The 20,277-nt window shown below is 70.2% G+C and carries 15 protein-coding genes; 4 read left to right on the top strand and 11 right to left on the bottom strand.

What is annotated here, in order from left to right; translation table 11 throughout:
* Positions 1 to 15: 15 nt before the first annotated feature.
* Positions 16 to 717, bottom strand: coding sequence for a tRNA (guanosine(37)-N1)-methyltransferase TrmD (trmD, locus tag NCG93_RS04620; protein WP_194415200.1), 702 nt, complete (start codon positions 715 to 717; stop codon positions 16 to 18).
* 183 nt (positions 718 to 900) lie between these two features.
* Here trmD and NCG93_RS04625 point away from each other — a divergent pair, with 183 nt between their 5' ends.
* Positions 901 to 2,334 (top strand): MFS transporter, encoded by a 1,434-nt coding sequence (locus tag NCG93_RS04625; protein ID WP_194415199.1) that lies wholly within the window; start codon positions 901 to 903, stop codon positions 2,332 to 2,334.
* 186 nt (positions 2,335 to 2,520) lie between these two features.
* On the opposite strand, the gene NCG93_RS04630 is transcribed toward NCG93_RS04625, so the two are convergent.
* The 4 genes from NCG93_RS04630 to rpsP form a co-directional block, all read right to left on the bottom strand.
* Positions 2,521 to 6,579, bottom strand: a complete 4,059-nt coding sequence (locus NCG93_RS04630) for a bifunctional nitrate reductase/sulfite reductase flavoprotein subunit alpha (protein ID WP_194415198.1) — start codon at positions 6,577 to 6,579, stop codon at positions 2,521 to 2,523.
* A 100-nt stretch (positions 6,580 to 6,679) separates the two neighbouring features.
* Complete coding sequence (gene rimM, locus NCG93_RS04635; RefSeq protein WP_252787447.1) at positions 6,680 to 7,321, bottom strand: ribosome maturation factor RimM; 642 nt, start codon at positions 7,319 to 7,321, stop codon at positions 6,680 to 6,682.
* A 49-nt stretch (positions 7,322 to 7,370) separates the two neighbouring features.
* Positions 7,371 to 7,601, bottom strand: coding sequence for an RNA-binding protein (locus NCG93_RS04640; protein WP_194415196.1), 231 nt, complete (start codon positions 7,599 to 7,601; stop codon positions 7,371 to 7,373).
* Positions 7,602 to 7,605: 4 nt separating this feature from the next.
* Positions 7,606 to 8,007 carry a 30S ribosomal protein S16 gene (gene rpsP, locus NCG93_RS04645; RefSeq protein WP_194415195.1) on the bottom strand — a complete coding sequence of 134 codons (402 nt, stop codon included), beginning with the start codon at positions 8,005 to 8,007 and terminating at the stop codon, positions 7,606 to 7,608.
* A 268-nt stretch (positions 8,008 to 8,275) separates the two neighbouring features.
* On the opposite strand from rpsP, the gene NCG93_RS04650 reads away from it, so the two are divergent.
* Positions 8,276 to 9,439, top strand: coding sequence for a glutamate--cysteine ligase (locus NCG93_RS04650; protein ID WP_194415194.1), 1,164 nt, complete (start codon positions 8,276 to 8,278; stop codon positions 9,437 to 9,439).
* A 58-nt stretch (positions 9,440 to 9,497) separates the two neighbouring features.
* On the opposite strand, the gene ffh is transcribed toward NCG93_RS04650, so the two are convergent.
* The gene (gene ffh, locus NCG93_RS04655) at positions 9,498 to 11,063 is read right to left on the bottom strand and encodes a signal recognition particle protein (RefSeq protein ID WP_194415193.1); all 1,566 of its coding nucleotides are present in this window, start codon (positions 11,061 to 11,063) and stop codon (positions 9,498 to 9,500) included.
* Between the two features lie 113 nt (positions 11,064 to 11,176).
* Complete coding sequence (locus NCG93_RS04660; RefSeq protein ID WP_194415192.1) at positions 11,177 to 12,169, bottom strand: TetR family transcriptional regulator; 993 nt, start codon at positions 12,167 to 12,169, stop codon at positions 11,177 to 11,179.
* Between the two features lie 134 nt (positions 12,170 to 12,303).
* Here NCG93_RS04660 and lipB point away from each other — a divergent pair, with 134 nt between their 5' ends.
* Together lipB and lipA are read left to right on the top strand one after the other, a co-directional pair.
* Positions 12,304 to 12,942 (top strand): lipoyl(octanoyl) transferase LipB, encoded by a 639-nt coding sequence (gene lipB, locus NCG93_RS04665; RefSeq protein WP_194415191.1) that lies wholly within the window; start codon positions 12,304 to 12,306, stop codon positions 12,940 to 12,942.
* On the top strand, positions 12,939 to 13,985 hold the full coding sequence (gene lipA / locus NCG93_RS04670) for a lipoyl synthase (protein ID WP_241742185.1): 1,047 nt from the start codon (positions 12,939 to 12,941) through the stop codon (positions 13,983 to 13,985). Before lipB ends, lipA begins: the two co-directional genes overlap by 4 nt.
* Before the next feature lie 36 nt (positions 13,986 to 14,021).
* Here lipA and NCG93_RS04675 read toward each other — a convergent pair whose 3' ends face one another.
* The 4 genes from NCG93_RS04675 to smc all read right to left on the bottom strand — a co-directional run bounded on the left by NCG93_RS04675 (position 14,022) and on the right by smc (position 19,838).
* Positions 14,022 to 14,522 (bottom strand): DUF2004 domain-containing protein, encoded by a 501-nt coding sequence (locus NCG93_RS04675; protein ID WP_194415190.1) that lies wholly within the window; start codon positions 14,520 to 14,522, stop codon positions 14,022 to 14,024.
* Positions 14,523 to 14,603: 81 nt separating this feature from the next.
* Complete coding sequence (gene ftsY / locus NCG93_RS04680) at positions 14,604 to 15,476, bottom strand: signal recognition particle-docking protein FtsY (RefSeq protein WP_194415189.1); 873 nt, start codon at positions 15,474 to 15,476, stop codon at positions 14,604 to 14,606.
* Positions 15,477 to 15,502: 26 nt separating this feature from the next.
* Positions 15,503 to 16,204 carry a hypothetical protein gene (locus tag NCG93_RS04685; protein WP_194415188.1) on the bottom strand — a complete coding sequence of 234 codons (702 nt, stop codon included), beginning with the start codon at positions 16,202 to 16,204 and terminating at the stop codon, positions 15,503 to 15,505.
* Between the two features lie 58 nt (positions 16,205 to 16,262).
* A complete protein-coding gene (smc, locus tag NCG93_RS04690; protein ID WP_194415187.1) occupies positions 16,263 to 19,838 on the bottom strand; it encodes a chromosome segregation protein SMC in 3,576 nt (1,191 codons plus the stop codon).
* Positions 19,839 to 20,277: the final 439 nt, after the last annotated feature.

Here is a 20,277-nt window from a genome sequence, read left to right on the forward strand (position 1 = left end):
GCGCCGGCGATCGCGTCAGGTCGCCGACTCGGGTGCGGGCTCCCGCAGCAGGTCGGGACGGTGCGCCCGGGTGCGTTCGAGGCTCTGCTCGCGCCGCCACGCCGCGATGGCGCCGTGGTTGCCGCTGAGCAGCACCGGAGGAACCTCCATGCCCCGCCATTCGGCGGGCTTGGTGTAGCTGGGGTACTCGAGCAGCCCCAGCTCGTGCGACTCCTCCACGAGGCTCTCGGGGTTGCCGACGACGCCGGGGATGAGGCGCGACACCGCCTCGATGACGGCCATCGCGGCCACCTCGCCGCCGTTCAGCACGTAGTCCCCCAGGCTGACGAGCCGCACGCGACCGCGCGCGGCGTAGTGATCGACGACGCGCTGGTCGATGCCCTCGTAGCGTCCGCAGGCGAAGACGAGGTGCTTCTCCTCCGCCAGCTCCCGCGCCATCGGCTGCGTGAACAGCTCGCCGGCGGGTGAGGGCACCAGCAGCACGGCGTCCTCGCTCAGCAGCTCGTCCAGCGCCTCGCCCCACGGCTCCGGCTTCATCACCATGCCCGCGCCGCCGCCGTAGGGGGTGTCGTCGACGGTGCGATGGCGGTCGTGCGTCCAGTCGCGAAGGTCGTGGACGTGCATGTCGAGGATTCCGCGGTCACGGGCCTTTCCGATCAGCGAGACGCCGAGCACGTCGAAGAACGTCGGGAAGATCGTGACGATGTCGACGCGCATGCCTCCGAGTCTAGGAGGCCGCCGTGTTTCCGATGTGTGACGGCGCATCCACCTCGGCGCGGGGGGTGCGGTGACGCAGAAGTGATCGAGAAGTAACCGCGCGGGCTGACGGGCGGAAACACCGCGTTCCTAACGTGGGAGACACACTCACCCCACGTGTTTGCTCACCCTCAGGGAGGCGCCATGACCACGACCGATTCGCCGTCGACGACGGATACCGCAGCATCGCCCCGCACCATCTCGCCGGCCGACGCGCCGGTCACCCTCGCTCATCGCCCCGGGCGCTGGATCGACGGCTGGAACCCGGAGAACGGAGCATTCTGGGAGTCGCAGGGCCGCAGCATCGCCCGGCGCAACCTCGGATGGTCGATCTTCGCCGAGTTCCTCGGCTTCATCATCTGGCAGCTGTGGAGCATCGTCGTCGTGATGCTCCCCGCCGCGGGCTTCACGCTGTCGAGCTCCGAGCTGTTCTGGCTGATCTCGGTGCCGAGCCTCGTCGGCGCGACCCTCCGATTCCCCTACACCTTCATGGTGGCGATCTTCGGCGGGCGCAACTGGACCATCGTGTCGGCGGGTCTGCTGCTCATCCCGGCCACCCTGCTCGGCTTCGTCGTCGCGAACCCCGAGACGCCCTTCGGAGTGCTGCTCCTCGTCGCCGCGCTCGGCGGTGTCGGCGGCGGCAACTTCGCGAGCTCGATGGCCAACATCACGTACTTCTTCCCGCAGAAGGAGAAGGGGTGGGCGCTCGGCCTCAACGCCGCGGGCGGCAACCTCGGCACGGCCGTTGCGCAGTTCGCCGTGCCGATCGTCGTCACCATCGGCGCCGCAGCCACCATCAACATCTCGCTCGCAGGCTGGATGTGGATCCCGCTCATCCTCGTCGCGATGTGGGGCGCGTGGCGCTACATGGACAACCTGTCGTCTGCGAAGGCCGATTTCGCCGGTGCTGCCGGCGCGCTGCGTGAGCCGCACCTGTGGCTCATGGCCCTGCTCTACATCGGCACGTTCGGCTCGTTCATCGGCTTCGCCAGCGTCTTCCCGAAGCTCATCGCCGACCAGTTCCCCGAGTACTCGTCGTTCCAGATCGGGTCGGCGTCGCTGACGCTGGCCTTCCTCGGCGCCCTCGTCGGGTCGCTCGCCCGTCCGTTCGGCGGAAGGCTCGCCGACCGGATCGGCGGGGCCCGCGTCACCGTCGGCGCGTTCGCGGTCATGGCGCTCGGAGCGCTGTCCCTCATCTGGACCATGCCGGTGCAGAACTTCTGGGTGTTCCTGGGCTGCTTCCTGGTCCTCTTCGCTGCGACCGGCGTGGGCAACGGGTCGACCTACCGGATGATCCCGAGCATCTTCGCGGCTCGCGGCCTGGCCCGGCATGCACTCCCCGGTACGCCCGAGGGCGTGACACTGCAGCGCAGGGCCGCCGCGGCCCTGGGCCTCATCTCGGCCATCGGCGCGTACGGCGGCTTCCTCATCCCGCAGGTGCTCAACGCCTCGCAGCTGGCCACCGGCGGGTACACCGCCGCGTTCTACGGCTTCGTCGGCGCGTACGTCGCGCTCATGGTCATCACCGTCCTGGTCTACGTCATCCCGCGCACCTCGCTCGCCGGCCAGCGCATCTGACGCAGAGTCCTGACCGAACGGGATGCCTCACCCTGAGGCATCCCGTTCTTTCCTGCGTCCTCCCCGGAATCGCGAACCGGTGGAGCTCAGAGCGTCCGGAACCGCGAAAGGGCAGATCTCCGCCTGTCGCCGCGAGCGGAGATCTCCCCTTTCGCGATTCCCCGCGAGCGGTGAACGGGCGGCGCGTCAGTACACGTCGCGGACGTAGCGCTCCTCGGCGGCGAGGGTGCGCGTGTACTCCGACGCGGCCTCCTCCGAGAGCTTGCCGTGCTGCTGCGCGATGGCGACGAGCGTCGCGTCGACGTCCTTCGCCATGCGCGTCGCGTCGCCGCACACGTAGACGTGCGCGCCCTCCTCGAGCCAGCGCCACAGCCGCGCACCGTGCTCGATCATGCGGTCCTGCACGTAGATCTTCTGCCGCTGGTCCCGCGAGAAGGCGAGGTCGAGGCGCGTGAGGAAGCCGTCCTCGCGCATCCCCTCGAGCTCCTCGCGGTAGTAGAAGTCCGTGGCGGCATGCTGCTCTCCGAAGAACAGCCAGTTGCGGCCGGTGTGGCCGTCTGCCCGGCGATCGTGCAGGAACCCGCGGAACGGCGCGATGCCGGTCCCCGGGCCGATCATGATCATGGGCGTGTCGCCCGCGGCGGGCGGCCGGAAGGCCGGCGATCGCTGCAGGTACACGGGCGCCGACGCCGCATCCCCGTCAGCGAGGAACGTCGAGCACACCCCGCCGCGCGCGCGGCCGGACTCCGTCTCGAAGCGCACCACCGAGACCGTCAGCTCCACGGTGTCGGCGTCGCTCTTGGGGCTGGAGGAGATCGAGTACTGCCGCGGCTGCAGGCGCTTCAGCACGCCGACCCAGTCGGCGGCGCCGGCGGCGACCGGGAAATCGCGGACCAGGTCCACCGCCTGCTGGCTCCACAGGAACTGTTCGAGGCGCCCCTTGTTCTCGCGCCGAAGCAGGGCCGACAGCGTGCCGTCGCCACTGCGCTCAGCGATGAAGCGGACGAGGTCGAGCGGTGTCTTGGTGATGTCGAGCCGGGTGCGGAGGGCGTCGACGAACGTGCGCTCCTGGCCGTCGAGCTCGACGATCGTGTGCGGCGCGATCCCCGTGGCCTCGAGCCACTCCGCGACGACACCCGGCGAGTTGGCGCAGACCACTCCCAGCGAATCGCCCGCCTCGTATCGCGCGCCCGTGTCGGAGAGGTCGAACGCGATGCGCCGCACCTCCTTCTGCGAACCGGGGCCGCTGAGCAGGTCGTTGCGGACCAGCGTCGCGCCCACCGGGTTCGAGCGGCTGAAGAACCGGCGGGCGGGCGGCGCCTGGAGGCCGACTGCTGCTCCCCCAGCACCCACCGACGCGGCGCCGGCGCCCTCCGCCACCAGCGTCTCGAGGATCTGGGTGAGCCACGCCGCCCGGGGCTCCTCGGCATCGGGCTCGAGGTCGACACGCTGCAGGAGCGCCGTCGCGCCGAGCTCGCCGAGCCGCGCGTCGAGCCTGCGCCCGTGGCCGCAGAAGTCGTCGTAGTTGGAATCACCGAGCGCGAGCACCGCGTAGCGGAGGCCCGACAGGGCGGGTGCGCCGTCGGCGTTGAGCTCGTGCCACAGTGCCGCCGCATTGTCGGGCGGGCCGCCGTCGCCGAAGGTGGACGTCACGACGAGCAGCCGGCGCACGGCGGTGAGATCCGTGGCACGGAGCTCTGCCATGCTGCGGGCGCGGGCCGGGATCCCGCGCGCTCCGAGTGCCGCGGTCGCCGCCTCGGCGAACTCCTCGGCGTTGCCCGTCTGCGAGCCCCACAGCACCACGACTTCGTCCTGGGCGGCGGCCGTCGGCATCCCGCCTCCGACCGTGGTTCGCGAGTAGGCGCCGGCGAGCACGCCGTCGAACCATGCCCGCGCCGGCCCACCGAGCGGCGCCTCGACCGGCAGCACCGGCACCTCGCCGGGGGCGAGCACCGCCGAGCGCACCGCCGAGAGGAAGCCGGCGAGGTAGGCGCCTTCGAGATCGTTGAGCGACGGCGGCGCGAGATCGACCCCGGCAGCCGCCAGCGCCTCGTCGGCCGAGCCGGTCGCCGCACCGCCCGGCGGAGGCCCGACTCGCCGCAGCGTCACCGCGGCGAACTTGAACTCGGGCTGCGCCGACAGCGGATCGACCGCGTCGTTGGTCACCGCGTTGACCGTCACGTACTCGCCATGCTCGTCGTTCCAGTGGAACGGCGCGAACAGGCCTCCGGGCTGGACGCGGTCGGTCAGCACCGCGGGCACGACGAAGCGGCCGCGGCGCGAGGCGACCTCGACGAGGTCGCCCTCGGCGATCCCGTGCCGCTCGGCATCCGCGGGATGCACCTCCACGAACGGGCCGGGATGCAGCTTCGCCAGCTTCGCGACGCGGCCCGTCTTCGTGAGCGTGTGCCAGTGGTGGGGCAGCCGGCCCGTGTTGAGCACCCATGGGTAGTCGTCGTCGGGCAGCTCCGCGGGTGGTAGGTGCGGGCGGGCGAGGAACTGCGCACGGCGCGACGGCGTCGCGAAGGCGAGGCGCGGCACCGAGCCGTCGTCGTCGACGTGCAGCGACTGGCTGATCCCGTCGTTGAGATACCGGATCGGATGCCGCGTCGCGGCGTCGTCCGGCGGCGCGGGCCATTGCACGGGGGTCTCGCGCAGCCGCTCGTACGTGACGCCGCGCAGGTCCCACCCGGTCTGCGGATTCCAGAAACGGCGGATCTCGTCGAACACCTCGTCGCTCGAGGAGAAGTCGAACCCGGCGAACTCCATCGCGCGCGCCACCTGGCAGATGATGAGCCAGTCCGGCTGCGCCTCGCCCGGAGCGGGCAGCACGTCGCGGACCAGCGTGAGCGTGCGATCGCTGTTGACCGTGACGCCGTCCGCTTCCACCCACAGCGTGGCGGGCAGCAGGATGTCGGCGTACGCGGTGGTCGCCGTCTCGGTGTAGACGTCCTGGGCGATGACGAGCTCGGCGTTCTCGAGCGCCTCGATCACCGTCTTGCGGTTCGCGACCGACGCGACGGGGTTGCTGCAGATGATCCACACCGCCTTGATCTCGCCGTCGGCGGCGCGGCGGAACATGTCGATGGTGCCGGCGCCGGATTCGGCGCGGATCGACCCCGGCTCGAGGCCCCAGATGTCTTCCACGAAGGCGCGGTCCGCGGCACTGAACACCGCGCGCTGGCCCGGCAGCCCCGGACCCATGTAGCCCATCTCGCGCCCGCCCATCGCGTTGGGCTGACCGGTCAGCGAGAACGGCCCGCTTCCCGGCCGGCAGATGGCGCCGGTGGCGAGATGGAGGTTGCAGATCGCGTTGGTCGACCACGTGCCGTGCGTGGACTGGTTGAGGCCCATCGTCCACAGCGTCATCCACTCGTCGGCCTCGCCGATCCAGCGGGCGGCGGTGCGGATGTCGTCCTCCGCGAGTCCGGTGAGCTCCGCCACCCGCGCGGGCGGGTACTCGGCGAGGACCTCCGCCATGTGCTCCCATCCCTCGGTGTGGGCTGCGATGAACTCCTCATCGATGTCGCCCGCCTCCACGAGCAGATGCAGCAGGCCGTTGAGGAGCGCCAGGTCTGTTCCCGGGGCGATCTGCAGGAAGAGATCGGCACGGTCGGCGGTCGTGGTCCGGCGGGGGTCGACGACGATGAGCTTCGCGCCCTGCTTGAGGCGGTCAGCCATCCGCAGGAACAGGATCGGGTGGCAGTCGGCCGTGTTCGAGCCGATGACGAAGAAGAGGTCGGCGTGGTCGAAGTCCTCGTACGAACCGGGCGGGCCGTCGGCACCGAGCGACTGCTTGTAGCCGGTCCCGGCCGACGCCATGCAGAGGCGGGAGTTCGACTCGATGTGGATGCCCCGGAGGGCGCCCTTCACGAGCTTGTTCGAGAGGTACTGGGCCTCCATGCTCATCTGCCCCGACACGTACATCGCGATGGCATCGGGCCCGTGCTCGTCGAGGATGGCGCGCAGGCGGGTCGCGGCATCCGTCACCGCGTCTGCGAGCGCCACCGGCTCGGCCGGCTCGCCACGCGCGGGACGCACGTGCGCGGACGTCATGCGGCCGGGCGCGTGCATGAGCTCCGCGTGGGTGGCGCCCTTGGTGCACAGCCGTCCGGCGTTCGTGGGGTGGGAGCGGTCGCCCGCCACCTTGATGGCGAGCGGATGCCCCGCCCCGGCGTCGGAGGTCGTCACCGAGATACCGCAGCCGACGCCGCAGTAGGAGCACACGGTGCGTACTTCGCCCATGCCTCGATGATCCGGGACGGACGTTCCGGGACGTGTCCCGCCGTGTTACCCGCAGATCACATCTGCTGCACGAGGGCCGGAGGCGCTGCGTGAGACCGAGTCAGTCCGTGGTTTCGGCGGGGCCGGAAGTCGGCGCGTCAGCGCTCTCGTCCGCGCTCACGTCGGTGTCGTCCGCGCTCACGTCGGTGTCGTCGGACAGGTCCTCGAAGAGGCCTGCCGGCGGGGTCACGATGACGCGTCCGCCGGCCACGTCGACCTCCGGCACGATCGCCTTGACGAAGGGCACCAGCACTTCTTCGTCGCGCACCTTGACGATGAGCAGGTCCTGCGCCGGCATGTGATCGACACGGGCGACCTTCCCCACGATCTGCCCGTCGCGCACGACGTCGAGACCGACGAGCTGGTGGTCGAACCAGGCGTCATCCTCGGTGGGCGTGGCCTCGAGATCCTGATCGACCCAGAGGATCGCACGGAGGAGCTCCTCGGCCGCTTCGCGATCGTCGACACCGTCGAAGAAGGCGACAGGGTGGCTGTTCATCCAGCGGAACTCGCGCACCGTGAGCGGCTTGCCGTGCCACGGCGACGACTCCGGGACCTGCAGGGTGAATGTGGCCCCCGGAACGAAGCGGCCCTCGGGGTCGTCCGTGTACAGCTCGAGCTTGATGGCGCCCTTGAGTCCGTGCGCCTTGACGAGGCGACCGACCCGCAGCTGCGTCTTGCCTGTCGGGGGAACGGCGTTCACGGGCTTGCGGGCGTCAGCGCCCGATCCCGCGGTGTTCTCGTCCGACACCTCAGTCGTCCGCGACGTCGACGCGCACCCGGCGTCCGTCGGCGAGAGCGGCGATGAGGGTGCGCAGGGCTTTGGCCGTGCGGCCGCCGCGCCCGATCACGCGACCCCGGTCCTCGGGGTGGACGTGCACTTCGAGCACGTCACCCCGGGGCGACGTGGACGAGTCGATGCGGACGTCGTCCGGGTGATCGACGATCCCCTTGACGACGTGTTCGAGCGCGGCGGCGAGCAACGGATTACTCTGCGGACTCGGCGGCGGCCTCGTCGGCAGGAGCCTCGGCCTTCTTCTCCGCCTTCGGCTTGACGACCGACTTCTTCGAGGAGTCGATCTCGAACGCGGGCTTCTCCTCGCGGGTCTTCACGGTCGAGACCGCGTCCTTGTCGCCCTTGAACTTGCCCCAGTCGCCGGTGAGCTTCAGCAGCGCGGTGACCTGCTCGGTCGGCTGCGCACCGACGCTCAGCCAGTACTGCGCACGCTCGGAGTCGACCTCGATGAACGAGGGCTCCTCGGTGGGGTGGTACTTGCCGATCTCTTCGATGACACGGCCGTCGCGCTTGGTGCGCGAGTCGGCCACGACGATGCGGTAGTAGGGCGCACGGATCTTGCCGAGGCGCTTGAGACGGATCTTGACAGCCACGATTCTCCTGAATGTGTGGAAAGTGAACGAACTGGTCGCCTGGGGAGTGGGGTGCACACCCGGCGGAAGCTCAGAAGGAGGACCGCCACGCCGGATAGAGGGTCGAGCGGGTGGTCCAGCCCTCTATTCTGCCAGATGACGGCGTGCGCCGCGAACCAGTCGGGTTCTCCAGAGCCACCTTCGCAGCATCGGCCGCGCACCAGCGTGCGCGTGACAACGCGCGTCGCGAACCGGCCGGGTGGCGGCATCCGCATGCCAGACTGTGCCCATGACGGTGCCCTTCGCGACATCCGCCCGCTCGTCCGTCGGCATGGAGTGGGAGCTCATGCTCGCCGACACCGCGACGGGAGACCTCATCCCCCGCGCCCCCGACCTGCTCGCCGCACTCGAGGAACGCTCGAGTCTCGAGCGCTACACCGTCACCGGCGAACTGCTGACGAACACCGTCGAGGTGACGAGCGGCATCGGCGACACGGTGGCGGCGGCCGTGGACGACATCGCAGACGCGATCGCGGAAGTGCGCACCTACACCGACCCGCATGGCATCGACCTGCTCTGCGCGGGCAGCCACCCGTTCGCCCAGTGGTACGACCAGAGCGTCACCGACAAGACCCGCTATCACAAGCTCATCGAGCGCACGCAGTGGTGGGGACGCAACATGATGATCTGGGGCATCCACATCCACGTGGGCGTCGAGGACGTCAACAAGGTGTTCCCCCTCATCAATGCCCTCGCCGTGTATCTGCCGCACCTGCAGGCGTTGTCGGCGTCGAGCCCGTTCTGGGCCGGCGAGCGCACCGGCTATGCGTCAAACCGTGCCCTGGTCTTCCAGCAGCTCCCCACCGCCGGACTGCCCTGGCCGCTGCAGGACTGGAGCGAGTTCGAGGGCTACCTCGACGACATGGTCGGAACGGGCGTCATGGAGGATGCGACCGAGGTGCGCTGGGACATCCGCCCGGCGCCCCGGTGGGGCACCATCGAGGTGCGTGCATGCGACGGCATGTCGACCCTTCCCGAGCTCGCGGCTGTCTCCGCGCTGGTGCAGGTGCTGGTGGAGCACTTCTCGCGCCGGCTCGACGAGGGTCTTCCCCTCCAGACGATCCAGCCGTGGTTCATCCGCGAGAACAAGTGGCGCGCGGCGCGCTACGGCCTCGACGCACGCGTCATCGTCGATCACCGCGGCACGCAGCGGCTCGTATCGGAGCACCTCCGCGAAACGCTGGCAGAGGTGGCGGACATCGCCGTGGAGCTCAAGTGCTCGCGCGAGCTCGCCGGGATCGAATCGATCCTGAGCGGCGGCGCGAGCTACTCGCGCCAGCTCGCGGTCGCTGATGCGGCCGACGGCGACCTGCGCGAGGTCGTGCGGCACCTGGTCGGCGAGTTCCGCTCGGGCCCGACACTGCGCGAGCACCTGGCGACGCTCGGCCACTGAGCCTCACGGCTGCGGAGTACCGGATGCCGCGGCCCGCGGCATCCGTTGCCCGCCGGCGTCAGCCGCGACCCAGCATCTTCTGCAGTTCGGCGAGGTCCGCCTCGGTCGGCGCGCCTTTCGCACCGCCGCCGCCCAGCCCGAACCCCGAGCCGGTGGGCGCCTGCGCCGCTTCCGTCAGCGCACCCGCGTTCTCGGCCGCGCGCTTGGCCGGGTTGCCCGAACGGGACCCCTTCGCCTTCTGCTGCTTGCCCCGCTTGGACGAGGCGCCCGGCCGGCCGGCGCCGGGGATGGGGCCCATGCCGGGGATGTTGGGGACGCCACCGCGGGCGACCGTCTTCATCATCTTGGCCGCCTGGTCGAACCGCTGCACGAGCTGGTTGACGTCGGTCACCGTCATGCCCGAGCCGCGCGCGATGCGCAGTCGCCGGGAGCCGTTGAGCAGCTTCGTGTTGCGACGCTCCGCCGGGGTCATCGAGCGGATGATCGCCTCGGTGCGGTCGATCTCGCGCTCGTCGAAGTCGTCGAGCTGCTGCTTCATCGAGCCCATGCCCGGCAGCATCCCGAGCATCTTCTTCATCGAGCCCATCTTGCGCATCTGCTGCATCTGGACGAGGAAGTCTTCGAGGGTGAACTGCTCGGTCGCGAGCTTCTCCGCGACCTTGAGGGCCTCTTCCTCGTCGAACGCCTGCTGCGCCTGTTCGATGAGGGTGAGGATGTCGCCCAGGTCGAGGATGCGCGACGCCATGCGGTCCGGGTGGAACGCCTCGAGGTCGTCGAGCCCCTCGCCCGTGGACGCGAAGATGATGGGACGGCCAGTGACGGAGGCCACCGAGAGGGCTGCACCACCGCGGGCGTCGCCGTCGAGCTTCGACAGCACGACGCCGGTGAAGTCGACGCCGTCCTGGAACGCCTTCGCCGTGTTGACGGCATCCTGTCCGATCATCGCGTCGATGACGAACAGCACCTCGTCGGGATCCGTCGCCTTGCGGATGTCGGCGGCCTGCTTCATGAGCTCGGCGTCGACGCCGAGGCGGCCGGCGGTGTCGATGATGACGATGTCGTGCTGCTGGCGGCGCGCGACGTCGACACCGTCCTTCGCGACCTTGACCGGGTCGCCGGTGCCGTTGCCGGGCTCGGGAGCGTAGATGGCGGCGCCCGCGCGCTCGGCGACGACCTGCAGCTGGTTGACGGCGTTGGGGCGCTGGAGGTCGGCGGCGACGAGGAGCGGCGTGTGGCCGTCCTTCTCGAGCATCCTGGCGAGCTTGCCGGCGAAGGTCGTCTTGCCCGAGCCCTGCAGGCCCGCGAGCATGATCACCGTCGGCGGGTTCTTGGCGAACTGCAGCCGGCGCTGCTCGCCGCCCAGGATCGCCACGAGCTCCTCGTTGACGATCTGCACGACCTGCTGCGCCGGGTTCAGCGCCTTGCTCACCTCGTCGCCGAGCGCGCGCTCGCGCACCTTGGCGGTGAACTCCTTGACGACGGGCAGCGCCACGTCGGCGTCGAGCAGGGCGCGCCGGATCTCGCGGACGGTGCCGTCGACATCCGCGGGCGTGAGCTGCCCCTTCTTGCGGAGGTTGCGGAAGGTCTCGGTGAGCCGGTCGGAGAGGGTGCCGAAAGTCGCCATGATTCCCCGATTCTACGCGAGCGGATGCCGCGTGCCGCCGCCCGCCGCGCAGCCCGACATCCGTGGCCGTAGCCGTGCGACCGGCGGCGCTCGGTGAACCCGGTGGCGCGGGGTCACGTGGGGCCGAGCTCCTGGAAGAGGGTGAGCTGCAGGCCCGCGGGACCCCGCAGGCGAGCGTTGCGAGAGTGCCAGGGTGTCACCCGCGCGGATGCCTCGATCTCGGCGCCGCCCTCATCGAGCCGCGCGACCGCGGCGTCGGTGTCGGCGACCTCCAGGGCCAGGCGGATGCGGTCGCTCGGTGCGTCGCCGTCGGTCTCGACCCGGTCGATGAACTCCACCTGCGCCGGATTGGCGATCTCGAGCGTCGCGCGGCCCGCGGCGAGGATCGCGACCCGCGCGCCGCCCTCGGCCTCGTAGGCCTCCGCCTGCGGCATGCCGACGACGTCGCGATAGAACGCCAGCGTCTGCTCGAAGGCCGAGGCCTGAACCACCACGCGCAACTGGGCCACCTTCCCCACCGGCGCCGTCGACGACATCGGCGCCGCCGCATCGGCCGCGAGCGACAGGAACCGCGACAAGGACGTGCGTCCTGCGCCGTCGTGCGCCCACGCTTCGATCGCGGCGAGGACGGCACCGCCCCATGCGGCCCCCGCGACCTCAGCGCTCAGGCGGTCGGCGCCGCCGCGCACCAAGCGGGCCGACACCGCGCGCGCCACTCGTGCCCGCCGCAGCGCCGCGTCGCGCTCCAACTCGGTCTCGAGGCCCATGGCGACGGCGTTGACGATGCCGAGCGCGAGGCTGTCGGGCGCGAAGGAATCGGCGACGGCGAGGGTCTCGCGTCGGACGAGGGCCGCGGCATCCGCTCCGCCATCACTCGACAGCCGGTGCTCGAACACCGCCAGCCGCTCATCGAGCCCCGCCCACAGGACGTCGGACTTCGACGAGAAGTAGTTGAAGAAGCTCGACCGGCTGACACCGGCGCGGCTGGCGATGTCGATGATCGAAGTCTGCTCGTACCCCTGCTCGAGGAAGAGCTCGCACGCCGCCTCGGCGATGGTCTCGCGCGACGATGCCTTGGGCCGTCCTGCGCGTGGCTCGGTGGACATGAAGCCACCTTAGAGCCGGCCACGGTGCGACACGAAGGCAATCCCTGTGCGCGAGCGGCGCGCCGATCTGCATCGACGTCTGTATTGTTGGACGCGGTTCATCAATCGCCACGAGCGAACGACTGAGGAGTGCGATGCTCGACATCCAGACCGTCGGCCTGTCCCCCGACTACGTGCCCTACCTCGATGGCTGGGCGCTGCAGCGCAGTGTCCACACCGACGTGGTGGCCGGTACCCGTCCCGATACTCTCCTGCTGCTCGAGCACGAGCCGGTGTACACGGCGGGCGCGCGAACCGCCAGACACGAGCGACCGACGGACGGCACGCCCGTCGTCGATGTCGACCGGGGTGGCAAGATCACGTGGCACGGACCCGGTCAGCTCGTCGGCTACCCCATCGTGCGGCTTCGCGAGCCGGTGGACGTCGTCGCCCATGTGCGGCGCATCGAGCACCTCCTGATCGACGTTCTGCGCCGGTTCGACGTCGAGGGTTACCGCGTCGAGGGCCGCAGCGGCGTGTGGGTGCGCCGTCCGCTCGGCGAAGACAAGGTGGCCGCGATCGGCGTCCGCGTCCAGCGGGGCGTGACCATGCACGGCTTCGCGCTCAACTGCGCCAACTCCCTCGCCGGCTTCCGCGGGATCATCCCGTGCGGGATCACGGATGCCGGAGTCACGACGCTCAGTGAGGTCGCCGGCGCGGAGATCGCTCCCCGAGATGTCGTCGAAACGGTGAGCCGCGTGTTCGCCGACGACTTCGCGGCGGTGCCCGCATGAGCGCCTGCGGCACCGGTGGCGCTGCCGGCCAGGGCGCCGAGCGCGCTCCGGGATCCGGCCCCGACGGACGCAAGCTCCTGCGCCTCGAGGTGCGCAACGCGCAGACGCCCATCGAACGCAAGCCCGAGTGGATCAAGACCAAGGCCAAGATGGGTCCCGAGTATCAGGCGCTGCACTCTCTCGTGAAGAGCGAAGAGCTGCACACCGTCTGCCAGGAAGCCGGCTGCCCGAACATCTACGAGTGCTGGGAGGACCGCGAGGCCACGTTCCTCATCGGGGGGTCGCAGTGCACCCGCCGCTGCGACTTCTGCCAGATCGACACCGGCAAGCCTGCCGACTACGACACCGATGAGCCTCGTCGTGTGGCCGACAGCGTCGTGCGCATGAACCTGCGCTACGCGACGGTGACCGGCGTCGCCCGCGACGATCTGCCCGACGGCGGAGCGTGGCTGCACGCCGAGACGGTGCGGCAGATCCACGCGATGAATCCCGGCACGGGCGTGGAGATCCTCGCGACCGACTTCAACGGCGATCCTGCACTGCTGGGCGAGGTGTTCGAGAGCCGGCCCGAGGTCTTCGCGCACAACGTCGAGACCGTGCCGCGCATCTTCAAGCGGATCCGACCGGCGTTCCGCTACGAGCGCTCGCTCGACGTCCTGACGCAGGCCCGGGACGCCGGACTCATCACCAAGTCGAACCTCATCCTGGGGATGGGAGAGGAGCCCGAAGAGGTCGTGCAGGCGCTCGAAGACCTCCACGCGGCCGGCACCGACATCATCACGATCACGCAGTACCTGCGGCCGTCACCCCGTCACCTTCCGGTCGCCCGCTGGGTGAAGCCGCAGGAGTTCGTCGAGTTCAAGGACGAGGCCGAGCGCATCGGCTTCCTCGGCGTGCTCGCGGGACCGCTCGTGCGCTCGTCGTACCGCGCGGGGCGTCTGTGGGCGCAGTCGATGCTGTCCAAGGGCCACGACATCCCGGCGCATCTCGCGCACATCGCGGAGGACGTGCACGTCGACCGCGGCTTCGCGCAGGCTGTCTGACCCGGGTGGTGTGACGGCGGCGGTCTGACCACGGCGTCAGTCCGCGCTCGTCACCGACAGCACCGCGCCACCCGAGTCGAGGTTGACGAGCAGCACATCGTCGGTCGCGTCGGGGTCGAGCGCGTATTCGAGCACGGCGAAGGGGTCCGACCCCCCGTGCTCATCGGCGAGGATCGTCATGCTCATGAGCTGCAGGGAGCGGATCACATCGATCTGGATGTCTCCGGAGATGTCGACGAGCGTGTCTTCGAGCGCCTCCCCCAGCGCCTCCTGCTGCTGCAGGATGTACTCGGTCACCTCGCTGGTGCGATCGTTCAGCTCGTCGACCATCGAGTTGCGGGCGCTCCGATCGATGTCTTCGAGCGATGCGATGAGCGCGGCCGCGACGTCGAGCGCCGCTTCCGACACATCGTCCTGGTCGGGCGCCGTCAGGTCGACGGTGACCGACTGGTCGCCCAACTCCACGTTCTCCGACCAGAAGATCGATCCGTCAGGCCCCGATTCGAGGAGTCCGAAGTAGTCGTGCTCGATCGCCATTCCCCCATGAAACCGCACGGAGCGCGCCGGCGATAGCCCGAACACGGCATGGCGCGGATTCCGTCCGCCGCGGCGACGGAATCAGTCGACGAGGGATGCCGCGAACACGTGCGGCGTGAAGCCGGTCAGGTCGCCGATGCCCTCGCCCTGACCCAGCAGCTTCACCGGAATCCCCGTCCGCTCCTGCACCGCGAGCACGAATCCGCCCTTCGCGGAACCGTCGAGCTTCGTCAGCACGAGCCCGGTCACGCCGGCGTGCTCGAGGAACGCCTGCGCCTGCATGACCCCGTTCTGCCCGGTCGTCGCATCCAGCACGAGCAACACCTCGCTGATCGGCGCCTGCTTCTCGATGACGCGGCGGATCTTGCTGAGCTCGTCCATCAGGCCGCCCTTGGTGTGCAGGCGCCCCGCCGTGTCCACCAGGACGATCTCGGTGCCGGTGCTCTTGGCGTACTCGATGGTCTGGAAGGCGACGGATGCCGGATCCTGGCCCTCCTGCTGGGGGCGCACGATCGCGGCGCCGCCCCGCTCGGCCCAGGTCGCGAGCTGGTCGACGGCCGCGGCCCGGAACGTGTCGGCCGCGCCGACGACGACCGATCGCCCGTAGCGCTGCAGGAACTTCGCGAACTTGCCGATCGTGGTGGTCTTGCCGACGCCGTTCACGCCGACGACGAGCACCACGGCCGGCCGCTCCGTGAGGCGCAGAGTGGTGTCGAACTTCGCGAAGTGCTCCTCCAGCGTCTCCTTGAGCATCCGCTGAAGGTCGCGCGGGTCGGTCGTGCGGTATCGCTCGACCTTGGCGCGCAGCTCATCGATGATGCGCTCGGTGATGTCCGGGCCGAAGTCGGCCGTCAGCAGCGCGGTCTCGAGGTCTTCCCAGGTGGTCTCGTCGATCGTGGGCTTGACGAACATGCCGCGCAGCGCGCGTCCGAGCGACCAGGAGCTCTCTGCCATCCCCCCAGCCTAGGCGCCGGACACCGTCAGTCGGACGCGGGCGCCACCGCGATGCCGACGTACTCGTTCAGCAGGCCCGTGACTTCGGTGCCGATGTCCTGCCCGGCCGGGCACTCCACGTTGACGACCAGTGAGGTGCCCAGCGCCCCGAAGGTGCGACCGAACTCGCTCCAGCTCGCGTCGTCGCCGCCTGCCCCGCCACTGCCCCCGACCATGCGGATCTCGACGGTCCCCTCCTGGGTCGTCTGGGCGACGTGATCATCGGACGCGTTCGCACTGACGTCGGCCGGCGTCACTCCGGGGATCTGCGTGCTCAGCACTGCGGCGAGCATGTTGTCGGTGCTCGCGCGGTCGTCCGCGCCGAGTTCGAGATCGGTGATGGCCCCTTGGTAGAAGGCGATCGTGCACTGGGTCTGCCCGTCGAGGTAGGCCCAGCTGCCGTTGCCGTCGTCGGGCGAAGACACTGCGAATCGTTCGTCGGCGGCCATCAGCCGGTCGTCCCAGCCGACGACCCAGAGTGCGGGATCCAGCTCGGCACCGGTCTCGAACGTGATGTCCGTCGGAGGCTCGTCGTCGGCCTCCGTCGGCTCGGGCGTCGCCGCGTCCGACGAGGATTCCGTGGGCTCCGGCGTTGCGCGCCGGGCACCTGACACATCCGGCGTGCACGCGGTCAAGAGGAAAGCCGCGAGGACGACGCCCGCCGCCGCCGCACTCGATGCCCTCTGCATACGCCGAACGCTACTCCTCCACGCGTAGCCGGGCGGAACCCCACGACGGCGAATGGCGTCAGGAGGCGGCGCGCTCCACGATCCGCTGGCCCACCACGGCAGAGACGCCGTCCTGCCGCATCGACACCCCATAGAGCGCGTCCGCGATCTCCATCGTGCGCTTCTGATGCGTGATGACGATGAGCTGGCTCGACGCCCGCAGCTGCTCGAAGACGCCGAGCAGGCGGCCGAGGTTGGCGTCGTCGAGCGCTGCCTCGACTTCGTCCAGGATGTAGAAAGGACTCGGCCGTGCTTTGAAGATCGCCGTCAGCAGCGCGACCGCGGCGAGCGAGCGCTCTCCGCCGGAGAGGAGTGAGAGGCGCTCGATCTTCTTGCCGACCGGACGCACCGCGACTTCGATCCCCGTGGTCAGCGGTGAGTCGGGATCGGTCAGCGAGATCGATCCGGTTCCGCCCGGGAACAGGATCGGGAACACCTCCCCGAACGCCACCTTCGTGTCTTCGAACGCCGCGAGGAAGATCGACTGCATCCGTTCGTCGAGTTCCTCGATGATGGTCAGCAGGTCCTTGCGGGTCTGGGTGAGGTCGGCGAGCTGCTCGGTCATGAACCTGTGACGCTGCTCGAGGGCTTCGAACTCCTCCAGTGCCAGCGGATTGACGCGTCCCAACTGTGCGAGCTTGCGTTCGGCCTCCTGCAGTCGCCGGCGCTGCTGAGCGCGATCGTAGGGAACGGTGCGCACGGCGGCATCGTCTCCCTCACCCTCCGGATCCGAGGCGTCGACATCGGGCTGGGCGGAATCGCCGTCCGCGGGGACAGGAACGGGCTGGTCCGGTCCATATTCCGAAATGAGAATATCCTCGCCGATTCCCAGCTCGGATTGCACCCGCTCCAGCAGACCTCCCACGTGCAGCCGCTTCTCGTGGATCTGGAGCTCCAGCGTGTGGACGCTCTCGGTGAGCCCGGCCAGCCTCTCGCGCACGGCGCTCTCCTGCGCACGCAGCTCGCCGAGTTCGGTCGTCACCGCCGCGCGCTCGGACTCCGCGGCGGCGAGCTCGGCACGCGCCCGCGCCAGTGAGCGGTCTACGGAGTCGATGACGGCGGGCAGTTGGCCGGCGACGCCGGCGGCGATCTCTCGCTGCGCCCGGCGCACGACGGCGCGTCGCGCGGCCTCGGCGGCGGCCTCTCGCTCCCGCTCGCGCTGGCGTTCGAGCGTGACGACCCGCGCCTCTCCGGCGCGGATGCGCTCACGCAGGGTCTCGACGTCCAATCGCGCACGCATCTCGGCGTCGCGGGCCGCTTCCAGCGCGGCCAGCATGCCCTCGCGGGCCGACGCATCGAGGATCGGACGCGGGGCTTCGAGGGCCGCCGTCAGCTGGTCCTCGGCGGACCGCGCCGCGCTCTCGGCCTCCTCGACCGCGGCTGCCGCCTGGGCGACGCCGGCAGCGAGCCGGTCGCACTCGGCGACGGCTGCCTCGTGGCGCACCGTGGCGCGATTGACCTGCTCGGCATGCGCGGCCAGGGCGGCATCGTGATCGCGGAGGGTGGCGAGCGTCGTCTTGGTGCGCTGACGGGCGGACTCGAGCTCGCGGGTCGCGTCGGCGAGTGCCTCCCGCAGCGATTCCGCCACGACGGTGATCTCATCGCGGCGTTCGGCTGCGGCATCCCGTTCCGCGGCGAGCTCCAGCCGAGAACGGGAAGAGCCGGCGCCCGCCCGGAGCGAGTACTCGGTGTAGACCTCGCCGCGGCGGGTCACCAGGGTCACCGGGCCGCCGAGTTCGGCGTCCGCCAGCCGGGGACCCGCTTCTCGCGCGACCTCGAGGTCGTCGACGACCACCACGTACGACAGCAGTCCGAGCACGCCCTCAGGGGCGGTCACCACCTCGCGCGCAGGAACCACGCCGCGGAGCTCAGGGAACGCCGGCGCCATCGTGCCGGCCTCTGCGATGACGATGTCGACCATGCCGGCCTCGGCATCGCGTGCCGCTCCCGCCACCGCGAAGGCGCTCGCACGATCGTCTACCAGCACACCTTCGGCGATGGGACCCAGCACCGCGGCGATCGCCGCCTCGAAGCCGGATCTCACCTGCACCGCGTCGCCCACGAGTCCCCGCACGCCCTCGCGACCTTGCGCGATCAGGGCGGAGGCGCCGTTCTTCACGTCCAGCGCCCGGCTCAGCGCGGCCGTCTGGGCGGTCAGCGCCTCACGCTCGCGCTCTGCCGCGTGCAGGCGCTCCCGCAGAGTCGACACCGACGTCTCAGCGTCTGCGGCATCCCGCTGCGCGCGCTCGTACGCGGCCGCGTGGTCGGCCGTCGACGCGTCCGGCACGACGTCGGGGTCGACCCCGGCGAGAACCTGCTCTGCCTCGGCGCGGCGTGCGAGCGCGGCGTCCAGCGCCTTCTGCTGACGTTCGACGGCGGTGCGCACGGCGGCGAGAGCGGATGCCGCGGCCTCGGCCGTCCCCCGGAGCGCTGTGATCCGCATGTCGTGCTCCGAGACGAGCGCGCTCTGGGCGGAGATGTCGGCATCGAGGGCGTCGAGTTCCGCACGGGCGCGCACGACATCGCGGGCCGCCGCCGCGGCCGCGTCCTGCGAGGCACCGAGGCCATCGGAGACGGCGTCGATCTCGGCACGCGCCTCGTCGATCATCGCCTGCGACACCGTGGTGAACTCGATCCGCTCCTCGTCCTCGGCGTCGCCGAGCAGCGCGAGTCTCTGGCCCGCCAGGGCGTAGAGGCCGCGGAGGCGCTCCTGCACCCGCTCGAGCCCGTGGGCCACACGCCGCGCAGCATCCACGTTCTCGGAGCGCTGGTCGGTCTCGAGCTGCTCGATGCGCGCGCGGGCGTTGTCGAGACTGTCCTGCAGCACCATCCGCTCGGCGTGGCGCTCCTGCTCGCTCTGCGCGTGCGAGGCGAGCTCGGCCCGCAGCCCTGAGATCTCGTCGGCGAACAGCCGCGCCTTCGCATCGCGCACCACGGCGGCGATGGTCGCCGCCTCCCGCGCGATCTCCGCCTGCCGGCCCAGCGGCTTCAGCTGTCGGCGCAGCTCGCCGGCGAGATCGCTCAGCCGCGTGAGGTTCGCCTCCATGGCGTCGAGCTTGCGGAGGGTCTTCTCCTTGCGACGGCGGTGCTTGAGGATGCCGGCGGCCTCTTCGATGAAACCCCGACGGTCTTCCGGGGTGGCCTGCAGAACGCTGTCGAGCCGCCCCTGACCGACGATCACGTGCATCTCGCGACCCAGCCCTGAGTCGCTGAGCAGCTCCTGCACATCGAGCAGCCGGCAGGATTCGCCGTTGATGGCGTACTCGCTCGAGCCGTTGCGGAAGAGCGTCCGGCTGATGGTCACCTCGGCGTACTCGATCGGCAGCGCACCGTCGCTGTTGTCGATGGTGAGCTGCACCTCGGCACGTCCGAGCGGCCCGCGCGTCGCGGTGCCGGCGAAGATGACGTCTTCCATCTTGCCGCCGCGGAGAGTCTTGGCGCCCTGCTCCCCCATCACCCACGCGAGCGCGTCCACGACGTTCGACTTGCCCGAGCCGTTGGGACCGACGATGCACGTCACTCCCGGCTCGAGTGCGAATGTCGTCGGCTGGGCGAACGACTTGAACCCTTTGAGCGTCAGGCTCTTCAGGTGCATGGATCCGCCCCCACCCGGTCGATTACCCGCCTACGCTACCGGAGCGGAGCGCTCCGGCCCGGCAGACGGGCCGCGGAGATCGGATGCCGCGACACGCCATGCGGACACCGAATCTGCGAATTCGCTTGACGCCGGAGTCCGACTAGCGGTAACGTCACTCTCCGCGTCTGAAGTCGAGAAAGGAGGTCCCCCGATGATGCTGATGAATCCCACTGGAATCGCCGCCCGTGATGGCGGAGTGATTCGTGCCGTCGCGTCGGGGACCCTCTCCTTCGGCGCGGTACTGAGCGGCCGCTTCCCCGCCGCCATCTGATCCCCGCAGGGGACGAGTCTGCCCGCTCCCGGGCGACATCCGTCTGCTGCGCCGCATCCGCTTCGCGGTGCTGAGCGCTCCCTGCTTCCGTCCCGTCGTGCTGCGGCATGACATCCCCGCCTCCGG

Origin of the sequence: Microbacterium yannicii, assembly GCF_024055635.1 — a bacterium.
Lineage (GTDB): Bacteria > Actinomycetota > Actinomycetes > Actinomycetales > Microbacteriaceae > Microbacterium > Microbacterium yannicii.

Coding starts and splice junctions, on each gene's coding strand:
- trmD (WP_194415200.1), bottom strand. CDS start 717: ATGCGCGTCGACATCGTCACGATCTTCCCGACGTTCTTCGACGTGCTC.
- NCG93_RS04625 (WP_194415199.1), top strand. CDS start 901: ATGACCACGACCGATTCGCCGTCGACGACGGATACCGCAGCATCGCCC.
- NCG93_RS04630 (WP_194415198.1), bottom strand. CDS start 6,579: ATGGGCGAAGTACGCACCGTGTGCTCCTACTGCGGCGTCGGCTGCGGT.
- NCG93_RS04650 (WP_194415194.1), top strand. CDS start 8,276: ATGACGGTGCCCTTCGCGACATCCGCCCGCTCGTCCGTCGGCATGGAG.
- ffh (WP_194415193.1), bottom strand. CDS start 11,063: ATGGCGACTTTCGGCACCCTCTCCGACCGGCTCACCGAGACCTTCCGC.
- NCG93_RS04660 (WP_194415192.1), bottom strand. CDS start 12,169: ATGTCCACCGAGCCACGCGCAGGACGGCCCAAGGCATCGTCGCGCGAG.
- lipB (WP_194415191.1), top strand. CDS start 12,304: ATGCTCGACATCCAGACCGTCGGCCTGTCCCCCGACTACGTGCCCTAC.
- lipA (WP_241742185.1), top strand. CDS start 12,939: ATGAGCGCCTGCGGCACCGGTGGCGCTGCCGGCCAGGGCGCCGAGCGC.
- NCG93_RS04675 (WP_194415190.1), bottom strand. CDS start 14,522: ATGGCGATCGAGCACGACTACTTCGGACTCCTCGAATCGGGGCCTGAC.
- ftsY (WP_194415189.1), bottom strand. CDS start 15,476: ATGGCAGAGAGCTCCTGGTCGCTCGGACGCGCGCTGCGCGGCATGTTC.
- NCG93_RS04685 (WP_194415188.1), bottom strand. CDS start 16,204: ATGCAGAGGGCATCGAGTGCGGCGGCGGCGGGCGTCGTCCTCGCGGCT.
- smc (WP_194415187.1), bottom strand. CDS start 19,838: ATGCACCTGAAGAGCCTGACGCTCAAAGGGTTCAAGTCGTTCGCCCAG.